Here is a 12,686-nt window from a genome sequence, read left to right as displayed (position 1 = left end):
GTACTTACTTCGCTGACTCCAGCAAGCCGGCGCGGACTGCCTGGGTTGCCTTGACCAGGTTGCGCAGGGACTCTTCGGTCTCGGCGTAGCCCCGGGTCTTCAGGCCGCAGTCCGGGTTGACCCAGAGCTGGCGGGACGGAACGTGCTTGACGGCGGTGGCCAGCAGTTCGGTGACTTCACCCTCACCCGGCACGCGCGGCGAGTGGATGTCATAGACGCCCGGGCCAACGCCGCGGCCGAAGCCGTGGGACTCGAGGTCGTGGACAACCTCCATGCGTGAGCGGGCTGCCTCGATGGAGGTCACGTCCGCGTCGAGGCCGTCGATCGCGTCGATGATCACGCCGAACTCCGAGTAGCAGAGGTGGGTGTGGATCTGGGTGGCGTCGGCTGCACCGGCCGTTGCCAGGCGGAAGGAATCCACGGACCACTTCAGGTAGTCCTCGTGGTCAGCCTTGCGCAGCGGCAGGAGCTCGCGCAGCGCGGGCTCGTCCACCTGGATGACCTTGATGCCGGCAGCTTCGAGGTCGGCGATTTCGTCGCGCAGGGCCAGGCCAACCTGGTTGGCGGTTTCGCGCAGCGGCTGGTCGTCGCGGACGAAGGACCAGGCGAGGATCGTGACCGGGCCGGTGAGCATGCCCTTCATCGGCTTACTGGTCAGGGACTGTGCGTACTTGGCCCACTCCACCGTGATGGGGGCGCTGCGGGTGACGTCGCCCCAGAGGATGGACGGCCGGGTGCAGCGGGAGCCGTAGGACTGGACCCAGCCGTGGACCGTGACGTCGAAGCCCTCAAGGTTCTCGGCGAAGTACTGCACCATGTCGTTGCGCTCGGGCTCGCCGTGCACCAGGACGTCGTAGCCCAGCTCTTCCTGGAGTTCAACGACGCGTTTGATCTCATCCTTCATGAGCTGTTCGTACTGCTCGTTGGTGAGGTCGCCCTTGTTGTTGCGGGCACGGGCCGAACGGATCTCCGAGGTCTGCGGGAAGGAGCCGATGGTGGTGGTGGGCAGCGGCGGCAGGTGCAGCGCCTGTTCCTGGGCGGCCTCGCGGACCGGGTACTCCGAGCGGCTGAAGTCAGCGGCGGTGAGCGCCTCGGTGCGGGCACGGACGTCCGTGCGGCGGACCCCTGCGGCGGTGGCGCGGGAAGCAATCACTGCTGTTGCCTCGTCAATGGCGGCCTTCGCGGAAGCGGGGTCGGCCAGGTATGACGCGAGGGTCCTGACCTCAACCGCCTTCTGGTCGGAGAACGCCAGCCAGCTGCGCAGCTGTTCGGAGAGCTGCGTCTCCTCGGCAACGTCATGCGGCACGTGCTGCGTGGAAGTGGAGGTGGAGACGGTGACCTTGCCTGCAGCTGCCTTCAGGGCGTCCAGCTTGGCAGCCGAAGCGGCGAGGTCGTTGCGCCAGATGTTGTGGCCGTCAACGACGCCGGCAACCAGGGTCTTGCTGCCCAGCCCGGCGAGTGCCGCGGCGGAAGGAACGGCGCCCTTGAAGACGTCAATGTGCAGGGCGTCGATGTTGGTGGCTGCGAGGGTGCCGAGCTGGCCGTCGAGCGAACCGTACGGGGTGGAGACGAGGATCTGCGGGCGGTTCGCTGCAGCGGTGAGGACCTCGTAGGCGCGGGCCACGGCTGCTTCGATTTCGACGGCCGGGGTGTCCTGGTCAACGACGAGTGCGGGTTCGTCCAGCTGGACCCAGCTGGCGCCGGCGGCGGCGAGCTTCTCAAGCAGCTGGACGTAGACGGGCAGGATGTCCTCGAGGCGGGACAGCGGCGCGAAACCGGCCGGGGCGCCGTCGGAAGCCTTGGACAGCAGCAGGTACGTGACCGGGCCAACGATGTACGGGCGGGTTTCGATGCCGTTGGCCAGGGCGAAGGCGAACTCGTCAACCTTCGCGGTGGTGGCCAGGCTGAACCCGGTCTCCGGCCCGATTTCCGGCACCAGGTAGTGGTAGTTGGTGTCGAACCACTTGGTCATTTCCAGCGGCTGCTGTTCCTTGTTGCCGCGGGCAAGGGTGAAGTAGCCGTCGATGTCCAGCTGTCCCTCGGCGTTGAGCAGCTTGCCGAAGCGGGCAGGCACGGCGCCGAGGTGGGCAGTGGTGTCCAGGACCTGGTCGTAGTAGGAGAAGGTGCCCGGTACGGCTGCGGCTTCCGTGAGGCCGAGTTCCTGCAGGCGCCTGGCGATGGACAGCTGGATGTCCTTGGCGGCGGTGTCCAGGGCGGCGGCGTCGATCTTGCCGGCCCAGTAGGCCTCGACGGCTTTCTTGAGTTCGCGGCGGCGGCCGATGCGGGGGTATCCCAGCAGGGAAGCGGCGGGAAAGGGCGTGGTGGCGTTGTTGATGTCAGTCATGGGAATCTCCTGGGGAGTTGGAATGTGTGCGGAAGGCCCGTTGGAGGGCGCACAGCTGAAGGGTGTTCAGCTAAAAAGCGTTCAGCTAAAAGACGTTGGGCTTTGGCGGGCTCAGCTGGCGAGCTGGCCGGCCACGGCTTCGCGGCGGCTGGAGCGGGTGCGCCGCGGGAGGGCCAGCTTGTCCAGCACGTCCAGGGCGCTTTGGTGTTCGTTGAAGGTGTAGAGGTGGATGCCCGGCGCTCCGGCTTCCAGGGCTGCGTTGGCAAGATCCACGGTGGCGCTGACGCCAATCCGCATGCGTTCCGCGTCGCTGTCCGCCGCGGCCATGCGTTCCAGCAGTTCGGGAGCCGGCTCCACGCCTGTCAGCTCGCCGAGCCGCTTCAGGCGCCGGAGGCTGGTGAGCGGCATGACACCGGGGATGATCGGGATGGTGACCCCGGCCCGGCGTGCCCTCGTCAGGAGGTCGGCATACTGCTCCGTGTGGAAGAAGACCTGCGTGATGGCGAAGTCCGCGCCGGACCGCTGCTTGGCGAGCAGCACCTCGACGTCGTGCGCTTCGCTCGGTGACTCCGGGTGCCGGGTGGGGTAGGCAGCGACGCCGACGGCGATCTTCCCGGCGCAGAGCAGGGCGGACCGGCGCTGTTCAACCCGGCGGATCAGTTCGATCAGGTCCTGCGCATAGCGCAGCGACCCTTCGGCCGGTTCGCCGCCGTCCCTGGGCAGGTCGCCGCGGAGGGCAAGGATGCCGCGCACGCCGGTATCCAGCAGTTCGCCGATGATTCCCGCAAGTTCCTGGGGCGTGTTGCCCACGCAGGTCAGGTGGGCCAGGGGCCGGAGCGTGGTTTCCAGGAGGAGGCGGTTGATGAGCTCGACTGCGGTATCCCGGTTGGAGCCGCTGGCACCGTAGGTGACGGAAACGTAGTCCGGTGCGGTGGTTTCCAGTTCCCTGATGGTGGTCCAGAGCGTTTCCGCGGCTGCCGGCGAACGTGGCGGGAACAGCTCGTAGGAAAGCGCCACCGGAGCGGCGTCGGAAAGATTCGGGTGCGTTTCAATAAGGCTTGGTGGCGACATTTGCGTCCTTGGCTTTGGGCCATTGACGGCTGCTGTCGGCAAATGCGACGGCGGGCCGGCAATGAATTGAGTTTGGGGAACACGGAAGGACTCCACGAGGACGCAGCCGCGGCTGGTACGCCCTGAAATGAAGTTGTCCGTGAGCAAATGTCAGGCCCACATGGGGGCACCCACACCCTCCACACGGAGGATCGCTGACACGTTACCGGGGTAACTTGTATAAGACTCTATGAGCGGCCGGGCACGTATTCAAGTTGGCCTCCGAATTAAGACTCAGTTTTACGCCCTCTTTTGGATCTTTACGGAATTTTGTTCGTTGCGCCCGGCGCTACCAGGGGCGCTCCGGGCCGGGCGCATATTCAGTGTCATTCAGGTATTCCTCCCGTTCGCGGCCGCTGTTGCGTTCGCGCTGGCCCTGCCGGGCGCTGTCCTCCAACTGCTGGAGCTGGCTCTGCAGCGGCGAACCCTGGCCGTCCTCACCGGGTGCGTCCTCCGTCGGTCCTGCGTCCGGCGCCGGCTTGTTGCCGGCGGCCGAGAGTTTTTCCTGCAGGCGTGCGTCGGCTCCCGCCAGCCGGTCCCCCGTCCCGCCGGGCTGTCCCTCGGAAAAGCATCCGTCCGGTGCTGCTTCCGCGGCTGCGAGTGCCTCCCTGAACAGGCCGGCCGCCGGCGCGGGTTCACCTGCCTGCAGTTTTTCGTCGCCGAGGCGCTCGATGGCCAGGACCAGGTTCACCCTGATGACGCAGGCTTCGGCCGACTCGGACCGGGCCGGGGGAACAAGGTCCAGCGCTTCCTCGAAGCGGAGGCGCGCCGCGGCGAAATTGCCGTCAAGGACATCGGCACCCCCGGCGGCGAAGGGCGCCTTGTGGGGTTCGATGAGGTTTGCCGGCTGCAGGGCGTCCGCGGCGGCCCGGACGGATGCCGCGTCGGCGGCGTCGAAGGCGTCCGCTGCCCGGCCTCCCAACAATCCAAGGCTGAGCAGTTTGACGGCGATGCACACGGCCAGGACCACCGGCAAGGCGGACCACGCGAGGAGGCGGCGGCGCCGTGCCGGCCGGCTGCCCGCGTTGCGCTCGAGGGACGTCACCCGTCCTCCGCCTTTCCATCCTGGGATCGCCGGCCGGCCGAGGCCGGGACAAGGGCCCGCACTTCACGGAGCCGGCGAATAATCACGATGGCCTCCGCCAACCCCAGCACGAAGGCACCGGCCGCGAGGATCCAGTACAGCTCGGTCCGCCCCGCCAGGGATCCGTCACTGCCCGGGCGTTCGAGCGTGCCCCCGGATTCGGGCACCGCAGGGCGGGCATCCTGCATCATCGGCGCAACGGGGTCGCCGGACGACCGGTGGACATAGGGAACGCCCAGCTGCCCTGCGAGCTCCCGCAGCCGGGGCTCATCAATCCTGGACAGTGCATCCCGAGGCTGCGCCTCCCTGCCGGCACCGGCGGTGCTGTCCTGGACATAGGGGGCGTCCTCGCCTTCCGTGGAACCTCCGTGGTGCTCCTGCCCGGCGCTTTCCCGCCCGGTGTTTTCGCGCATCCTTCCGCCGCCTGGTGTGCCGTAGCCCAGCACTGCTCCCCCGGCCACCAGGCCATCCGCCAGGTCCAGGGCTTCCGGTTCCTTCGGGCTGGTGTGCTCGCCATCGCCAAGGTAGTAGACGAGCCGGGGCCGCTCAGGGTGGCTCTGCCGGGCTGCGGTGAGGCGTTCGGCCAGCACCTTCCGGGCTGCGGTGATGGTGCTTCCTTTGGCATAGGCCGTGACCTGCGGCTCCAGCACAGAGATGATGGTTTCCAGCGCCAGGGTATCGGTGGTCAGCGGCATCCGGACATGGGCTTTGGTGTCGAAGGTGATGACGGAAAAGCGGGCGCCGGGCAGTTCCTCGGCGATGGCCGCGATGTCCTGCCGCACTCCCTCCATCCTGGGTCCGGCGTTGCCGTAGTCCTCCGCGACCATGCTGGTGGTGGTGTCCACCACAAAAAACACGTTGAGGTCGGCGGTGGCTGCCTGGGCCGTGCCGCCCGGCAGTCCGGGCCGCAGCGCCGCGCCGAGGAGGAGCAGTACCAGTGCGCTTCGGGGCATCCAGGCGCGGACGTTGGCTTCCGCACTTCGCTCCGCAGCCGTCCGCACAGCAGTCCCCGCTCCCCGGTAAAGCCGCCATCCCAGGAACCCGAGGGCCGCCACCATGACGGGAAGCAGCAGCCACCAGGGAAGGATCGGTTGCAGGGTCATGGCCGCAACCGCCAGCCGGCGACGGCGAGGACCAGCCCGGAGAGGAGGGCCGCGGTGAGCGGCAGTCCCGGCTCGTCCGAGACGACCGCCCGCGGCGCGCCCTGAAGAGCCGACTTTTCCGTTTCCTCGACGCCCCGCACGACGCCCGGCACAGCTTCGGGGTTGTCCAGGGCGTAATAGGCACCGCCCGTGGATTCCGCCGCAGCCCGCAACTGCTCCCCTGGCTGATCCTTGCCTGGGCCGTAGTCAAGGTCACCCGGGTTCAGTGCATACAAGCGCACAGCCCTGTCCCTGGCAAGGGCGGCCGCTTCCCCGAGGGTCATGATGGGGTCTCCGGAGAGAAAATTGTCCGTTGCCAGGACCACTGACCGCGAGCGCGCCGGTTGGCCGGATGGGCGGTTGATGTCGGTGTCCCGGTTTCCGGCCTGTTCCGTCCCGCGGGGGAAGCTGGTGAGGCAGGACGCCAGGCCGTCGCCGATCAGGGAGGAGCCCCGGCCGCTCCACGTCCCGTCGAGGAATCCGGAACTGCCGGGTTTCCCGTTGAAGGCGTCCCGTGCGAGCTGCAGCTGCTCCCGGGCGTAGCCGTAGTCGTCGGTCAGCGGAAAAACCTGGATGGCCGTGCTGTCAAAAACGGTCAGGCCGATGCGTTCGCCGTCGAATTCGGCGGCCAGTTCCGAGAAGACGTCCACCACGGCGGCGTCGGCACTGCTCATGGAGCCCGAAACGTCGAGGCACAGCATGATGTCGCGGTTGTGCTGTTCCGGCCGGATGGTGGCCACCTCGGCGGGCCGTGCCGCCGCCACAGCCGTGGAAACCAGCAGGGACGCGCAGGCGAGCGCGGCCACTGCGAGCCAGCGGCGGTACCGCCGCACGGCTAACTGGTACTCCGGCAGCACGGTGAGCCGGTCCGCATGGGCCACCGGCCGGCGTCGTGCGTTGGCATTCCTGTCCGGCCGCAGGGCAGCCCATAGGGCAGCGCCGGCTGCCACGGCGGCCAGCGGCAGCAGCCACCACCACATCAGTTCCATGCCTGCACCGCCTTGCGTGCCGCGGCCGCGGAGCCAGCGACGGAGGGAAGGGGCTCGGGACCGAACTCGGCCGGATACAGCTGCCCGACGGCGGATGCGGCGGCCGGCAGCGGATGTTCCGCGAGGTCCTTCCGGGTCATGCGGGGCGCATCCACTCCGGTGGCGTCGCGGATGAATTTCCTCAGCAGGAGGCTGATTTCCTGGTGGGAGTCCCGGGCGCTCCGCTTTCCGGCGGCGGCGTCACGTTCCACGTCATCGATCCTCTGCAGGTACGCCGCCTTGAGTCCTGCCAGCTCCGTCAGGCGTGCAGGTCGGTGGCGGGCCTGCACGCCCAGTGGCTTGCGGGTGGCGGCAAACACGAACGCGTACCAGGCGGCAACCATCACCAGCAGTCCTGCACCGGCCCAGCCCCAGACGGGGGCATACTCCAGCGGTCCGTAGAACTCCGGTTCAGCCTGCACGTCGGTGCCTTTCCAGGAGGGCGAACAGGGCCGTCATCACGCCCCCGGTTCCGGCCACTTCGCCTTCCGTGATCCCGGCCTGGCGCAGCATGGCCCTGCGCCCGGCGTCCCGTTCTGCCACGGCGTTGGCATAGGCCGCGGCGACTGCCGGGTCCCGGGCAAGGTGCGCAAGAAGGGGGCGGGAACCGCTGACGCTGTAGGAATCAGGCAGGCCCTGCTCCGGCTGAAGGAGCGGGTCCCCAGGGGCCAGTCCTGCGTCCCGGACCGTGAGCCAGAGGACCTCGTGCTGGGCCCGAAGCCGGCGCAGCAACTGCCCCAAGGCCGGGCTGGCCGCAAGTTCGTCGGCAACGACGAACAGCAGGTTGCGCCCCTTCACCTTGCGCGCCACATGGTGGAGCTGGTCCTCGATCCTGCTGGGCGCAGCGTCCAAGGTAGCCGCCGAGTGCACCTGCCGCAGGAGGCGTTCCAGATGGGCCTCACCGCCTTTGGCGGGCAGTGACGTTGTGCCCCCGGAATCGCCGCACACCAGTCCCACCATGTCACCGTGCCGGTGGGCAAGGTACCCCATGACCCCCAGCGCCATCACAGCGATGTCCTTCTTGGTTTCCCCGCTGTAGGCTGCCGCGGCCATGTTGCGGCCCGAGTCCGTGACCAGGATGACGCTCTGCCGGCGGACCGCCACGTACCGTTTGATCAGCGGCGAGCCGTGCCGCGCCGACGCCTTCCAGTCGATGTCGCGGACTTCGTCGCCGGGAACGTAGGCACGGAGGTCATCGAAGTCCAGGCTGCGGCCGCGGAACACCGAGCCGTATTCGCCGTCGAGCATGCCGCGGGCCTTGCGGTGCGCGAAGATGGCCATGTTGGACTTCACCCGCTGCAGGAGGCTGGTCACGCCGGCCTAGGGGGTTTGGACGGCAGCGACGACGGCGTCAATCACCGTTTCCACCCGTACCTCTTCCGCCACAGCGTCAAAGTTCAGGATCAGGCGGTGGCGGAGGACCCGGTGGGCGAGCGTTCTGACGTCCTCTGGAATGACGTGATCCCTGCCGTTCAGCAGGGCGACGGCCCGCGCAGCCTGGCTGAAGGCGATGCTGGCCCGGGGGCTGGCACCGAACTCGATGAACCCGGCCAGCCGCGGGTCGATGTACTGCCCGGCGTTCCGGGTGACGAAGACCAGCCCCACGATGTAGTTGATGACGGCAGGGTCCACGTAGACGCGCCGGACGAGTTCCTGGACCGCCGTGACGGCCTCCAGCGAGGCTGCGGCGGGGGGCGCCTGCTCCGGCGTGTACACCCCCGCATCAATGCGCCGGATGATTTCCGCTTCCTCCGCCGGGGAGGGATAGTCCAGCACGTCCTTGAGCATAAACCGGTCCATCTGCGCCTCCGGCAACTGGTACGTGCCTTCCTGCTCGATGGGGTTCTGGGTGGCCAGGACAAGGAAGGGCGAGGGCAGCCGGTATTCCTGGCCGCCGATGGAGGTCTGGCGTTCCTGCATCGCTTCGAGCATGGCGCTCTGCGTTTTCGCGCTGGAACGGTTGATCTCGTCCAGGAGGACAATGTTGGCGTGCACCGGTCCCAGTTGGGTGATGAACGTGCCCTTGGCAGCGTCGTAAATCTGGGTCCCCACGATGTCACTGGGCAGCAGGTCCGGGGTGCACTGGATCCGGCGGAACTCTGCGCTGACGGCTTCCGCCACCGTCTGCGCGGCGGTGGTCTTGGCAAGCCCGGGGACGCTTTCCAGGAGGATGTGCCCGCCGGTCAGCAGGCCAACCAGCAGTGATTCCCGCAGCCTTGCCTGCCCCACCACCTTGGCCTCGAAGCTCCTGGCGATGTTCGCCACAACCTGCCGCGCCCGGGCCAGTTCCGCCGGTTCAATTCTTGCGGACGCGCTGGTTGAAAGCACTCGGACTCCCCCTGGTGGCTGAACTGGGCTTTGCTGCCGGACCGGCTGCACTCCGCCGCCATCCTATCCAAGAACGGGGCTGCACTTCCGGCAATGGGGAGCCCTCCCCATCAAGGGCGCCCGGGTCTATCCTTTTGACATGAGCGAGCTTCCAGCCAGTTACAAGGAGTTTCTCGCCGACAAAAGCGAGATGTTCATCAGCACTGTCAGGCCTGTCCTGCTGCAGTCCGCGGCGGACAAGCTGCACGGGGTCCGGGTCATCTACAATCCCGGAGCCACAGGCCACCAGGCGCACTTGGACGAAAGCCTGCCGTACGGAGTGGTCATCGAGGACATCGACTGACTCCTCCTGCGCCGGGAAAGTCGCTTGGCAGGGGCCGCCATGGTCCGTGCCGGGCTGCAGCCGTTGCCGGCGGTGATGCGAAACCGCGCTGCCCGGCTACCCCCTGACGGCTCCGGACAAGGCAAAGGAACCGCCGGCGCCCCTGGCCACAATGACGTAGAGCACCAGCACCGGCAGGGAATACAGGATGGAGAACGCGGCCAGCTGGCCGTACGCAACAGCCCCGTGCTGTCCGAAGAAACTGAAGATGGATACCGCGGCGGGCTGCCGTGCCTCGGACAGGAGCAGCACGAACGGCACAAAGAAGTTGCCCCACGCCTGGATGAACACAAAGATGAACACCACGCCCAGCCCCTGCCTCATCAGCGGCAGCACAATGGTTCGGAGCGCAGCCATCCGCGTTGCACCGTCCACCCAGGCGGCTTCCTCCAGCGATGCCGGCACGCCGTCCATGAAGTTCTTGGTCATCCAGATGGCCATGGGCAGGGTGGTGGTGGCCATGAAGAAGATGGTGGCGGGCATCGAGTCGAGCAGCTCGAACTGGACGAAGAGGCCGTACACCGGGACCATGATGGCAGTGATGGGCAGGCATGTTCCGAAGAGGACGGTGTACATGAACGGCCGGTTGAACCGGGACTGGTAGCGGGAGAGCGGATAGGCAGCCAGGACGGCTGCAACCAGGGTCACGGCGGCCGTACCCCCGGACAACACCACGCTGTTCCACAGTGGCCGGAACAGCAGTTCCGGGGTCAGGACGGCGGCGAAATTGTCCGCGCCGGCTTCGGCAGGAATCCTTAGTTCATGTCCGGCTTCGGCATCGAGGGACGCCAGGATGAGCCAGAGCAGCGGCAACAGGAAGCCAGCTCCGATCAGGAGCAGCACCACGTCGGCCGGAGTGCTGCCGGGCCGGCGCCGCTGCCGCCTTCCAGTGGTGGCCGGACGCGTGCGGGCTGTCCTGGCGAGAGCGCTCATGGATTCGGTTCCCGGAGCAGCCGGACGTACACCAGGCCGAAGACCGCGCCAATGAGGATAAGCACCGAGGCCACCGCTGTCCCGTAGCCAATGTCCCCGAATTTGAAGGCCTCCTGGTAGGCCAGGACAGGAAGCGTGGTGCTCGCGTTGGCCGGTCCACCGGCAGTCATCACCCACACCAGCGTGAACACCGCCAGTGTCTGCAGTGTGATCAGCATCAGGTTCGTGGTGATGCTTCCGCGGATCATCGGCAGCGTGATGAAGGCGAGCCGCTGCCAGCCGTGCGCGCCGTCCATCTGGGCCGCCTCTGTCACCTCGGCCGGAACATCGTTCAGGGCCGCACGGTACACCAGCATGGAAAACGCGGTTCCCCGCCACACGTTGGCGAGCGTTATTGCCACCATGGGAAAGGCGTAGAGCCAGTCCGGCCGGCCAAGCCCCAGGCTCCCCAGGAGCTGGTTCAGCGTCCCGTCGCCGCTGAAAAAGGCATAGGCGGCAAAGGCAGCAACGATCTCGGGAAGGACCCAGGCAGCTACCACCGTGGTGCCAACGACCGTGGACACCACCGGCCGGGCCCGGCGCATCAACACCGCCAGGGCGAGCCCCAGCAGGTTCTGGCCCAGTACCGCCGAACCACCGACAAACACCACCGTGAGGAAAAGCGAGAGCGGGAACACCGGGTCCGCCAGCAGCCGGCCGTAGTTGTCCAGCCCCACCCATAAGGGGTTGCGGGCGCTGCGCCCGGTCAGGCCGGCGTTGGTGAGGGACGCGTGGAAGGCCCAGAGCACGGGTCCGGCAAGAAAGACGAGGAGGAGCAGCACAGCAGGAAGGACCGGCAGGTACCGAAACAGTTGCCGTGCCGTGGCGGGTAGCTGCAACGGGCTACTTCCGGACGGTGTTGTCGCCGCCCACGATCCCGGCCACGGCGGCGTCGTACTCCGCCGCTGCCTCCTGGGGGGATTTGTTGCCGGTGATGACGGCTTCCGTGGCCTCCTGGACGGCCGCTGAAATCCGGGGGTATTCAGCAGTGGCCGGCCGGTACCGGGTCACCGAGACAAGCTCGGATACATCCCTGACGAACGGGTTGGCATCCAGGTACTCCTTCTCGGCTGCCACGTCCTTCCGGACGGCAATCTGCGAGCTCTCCACGGTGAAGGCCAACGAATTCTTCTTGTTGAGCGCCGTTGAGAGGAAGTTGAAAGCCAGTTCCGGTTCCTTCGTCCCCGCCCCCAGCGCCAGGGTCCAGCCGCCCGACATGCTCACGGCACCGGGCGCCTGGCCGTTTTGGGTGGGGAAAGGGGCCACGCCGATCTCCTGCTCGTAGCCGGGCCACTCGTAGGAACCGCCATCCTGCCAGAACGACGGCGCGTAGGAGCCTTCCACCGTGGCACCCATTTTGGCGTTCGGGAACCATTCACCAAAGACCTTTTTCCAGACATTCGCGACCAGCGCTTCAGCCGGCGAAACCGCCAGTTGCTCTTCATACAGCGTTTCAAGGAATCCCAGCGAGTCCCGGAAACCGGCGGACCCAACCACCCATTTGCCGGCATCTTCGTCATACAGGGCAGACCCCGTCCCGTACAGCAGCTCGTAGAAGCTTTGCATCACAGAGCCCTCGCCGGTGCCCTTGCCCGCGTACATGTTGAACGGGATCACCGTGGGGTCGTTGGCCTTGATCTTCCGGGCGGTGTCCAGGATGTCCTGCCAGCTCCGCGGCTGCCAGGGAAGGCTGATCCCGGCATTTTCCAGGACCTTCCGGTTGTACCAAATGGCGCGGGTGTCCGTGCCCAGCGGCACCGCGTACGTCCCGCCGTCGTCCGCGCGCCCTGCCGCCTTGGCGCCGTCGTCGAACGTATCCCAGTCCGCCCAGCCCTCAAGGTGGCTGTCCAGCTTGAGGAGGTAACCGGCGTCCACGTCGGAGCGGACCTTGAAGGTGTCCTCGTAAAACACGTCCGGTGCCGTGGACGGCGACCGGAGGGCAAGCGCCAGTTTGGTGCCGTAGTCGTCGTCGTTCGCCTGGATGGGCTGCAGCTCAACCTTGACACCCTGGTTCGCCGCCTCGAACTCCTGCTTGGCGGCCTGGAGCATGGTATCCAGGGCGGTGAAGGAGTCCGTCTTCTGGTAAGCCACCTTCAGGGTCTTGGAAGCACCCGCCGGATCAGCCGGGTTGCACGCCGTCAGGACAATCATTGCCGAAGCGACGAGGGACATGGTCTTCAGCGACTGGCGACGCATGGTGCTCCATTCGGTCAATGGCTGCGGTCCCCGTTGTCAGCGGGCCCCCAGCCGCGGCAATAAGCAAATGCTAGATGGACGCCCTGACCCAGGCAAGGCA

At 67.1% G+C, this 12,686-nt stretch carries 12 protein-coding genes; 1 reads left to right on the top strand and 11 read right to left on the bottom strand.

Annotation, left to right across the window (positions count from 1 at the left end):
* Window positions 1-4 precede the first annotated feature (4 nt).
* The 8 genes from metE to U7114_RS08030 all read right to left on the bottom strand — a co-directional run bounded on the left by metE (window position 5) and on the right by U7114_RS08030 (window position 9,036).
* On the bottom strand, window positions 5-2,344 hold the full coding sequence (metE, locus tag U7114_RS08065; protein ID WP_323057054.1) for a 5-methyltetrahydropteroyltriglutamate--homocysteine S-methyltransferase: 2,340 nt from the start codon (window positions 2,342-2,344) through the stop codon (window positions 5-7).
* Between the two features lie 111 nt (window positions 2,345-2,455).
* On the bottom strand, window positions 2,456-3,415 hold the full coding sequence (locus U7114_RS08060; RefSeq protein WP_157241983.1) for a methylenetetrahydrofolate reductase: 960 nt from the start codon (window positions 3,413-3,415) through the stop codon (window positions 2,456-2,458).
* A gap of 328 nt (window positions 3,416-3,743) precedes the next feature.
* Window positions 3,744-4,499 (bottom strand): hypothetical protein, encoded by a 756-nt coding sequence (locus U7114_RS08055; protein ID WP_323057053.1) that lies wholly within the window; start codon window positions 4,497-4,499, stop codon window positions 3,744-3,746.
* A complete protein-coding gene (locus tag U7114_RS08050) occupies window positions 4,496-5,641 on the bottom strand; it encodes a vWA domain-containing protein (protein WP_323057052.1) in 1,146 nt (381 codons plus the stop codon). The genes U7114_RS08055 and U7114_RS08050 overlap by 4 nt, the downstream gene beginning before the upstream one ends.
* Entirely contained in the window at window positions 5,638-6,669 is a 1,032-nt protein-coding gene (locus tag U7114_RS08045) for a vWA domain-containing protein (protein ID WP_323057051.1), read from the bottom strand. Before U7114_RS08045 ends, U7114_RS08050 begins: the two co-directional genes overlap by 4 nt.
* The gene (locus U7114_RS08040; protein ID WP_323057050.1) at window positions 6,660-7,130 is read right to left on the bottom strand and encodes a hypothetical protein; all 471 of its coding nucleotides are present in this window, start codon (window positions 7,128-7,130) and stop codon (window positions 6,660-6,662) included. The genes U7114_RS08045 and U7114_RS08040 overlap by 10 nt, the downstream gene beginning before the upstream one ends.
* Window positions 7,120-8,022 carry a DUF58 domain-containing protein gene (locus tag U7114_RS08035; protein ID WP_323057049.1) on the bottom strand — a complete coding sequence of 301 codons (903 nt, stop codon included), beginning with the start codon at window positions 8,020-8,022 and terminating at the stop codon, window positions 7,120-7,122. The genes U7114_RS08040 and U7114_RS08035 overlap by 11 nt, the downstream gene beginning before the upstream one ends.
* A gap of 6 nt (window positions 8,023-8,028) precedes the next feature.
* Entirely contained in the window at window positions 8,029-9,036 is a 1,008-nt protein-coding gene (locus U7114_RS08030; protein ID WP_321213733.1) for a MoxR family ATPase, read from the bottom strand.
* Between the two features lie 139 nt (window positions 9,037-9,175).
* On the opposite strand from U7114_RS08030, the gene U7114_RS08025 reads away from it, so the two are divergent.
* On the top strand, window positions 9,176-9,379 hold the full coding sequence (locus U7114_RS08025) for a hypothetical protein (RefSeq protein ID WP_157241980.1): 204 nt from the start codon (window positions 9,176-9,178) through the stop codon (window positions 9,377-9,379).
* 96 nt (window positions 9,380-9,475) lie between these two features.
* On the opposite strand, the gene U7114_RS08020 is transcribed toward U7114_RS08025, so the two are convergent.
* The 3 genes from U7114_RS08020 to U7114_RS08010 are packed head-to-tail and all read right to left on the bottom strand — an operon-like array spanning window position 9,476 to window position 12,586.
* Complete coding sequence (locus U7114_RS08020; RefSeq protein ID WP_323057048.1) at window positions 9,476-10,351, bottom strand: carbohydrate ABC transporter permease; 876 nt, start codon at window positions 10,349-10,351, stop codon at window positions 9,476-9,478.
* Window positions 10,348-11,229, bottom strand: coding sequence for a sugar ABC transporter permease (locus U7114_RS08015; protein ID WP_323057047.1), 882 nt, complete (start codon window positions 11,227-11,229; stop codon window positions 10,348-10,350). Before U7114_RS08015 ends, U7114_RS08020 begins: the two co-directional genes overlap by 4 nt.
* A 4-nt stretch (window positions 11,230-11,233) precedes the next feature.
* Entirely contained in the window at window positions 11,234-12,586 is a 1,353-nt protein-coding gene (locus tag U7114_RS08010; RefSeq protein WP_323057046.1) for an extracellular solute-binding protein, read from the bottom strand.
* Window positions 12,587-12,686 lie beyond the last annotated feature (100 nt).

This window comes from Pseudarthrobacter sp. C1 (assembly GCF_034720455.1).
GTDB lineage: Bacteria > Actinomycetota > Actinomycetes > Actinomycetales > Micrococcaceae > Arthrobacter.
This window is presented reverse-complemented; position numbering and strand designations above follow the sequence as displayed.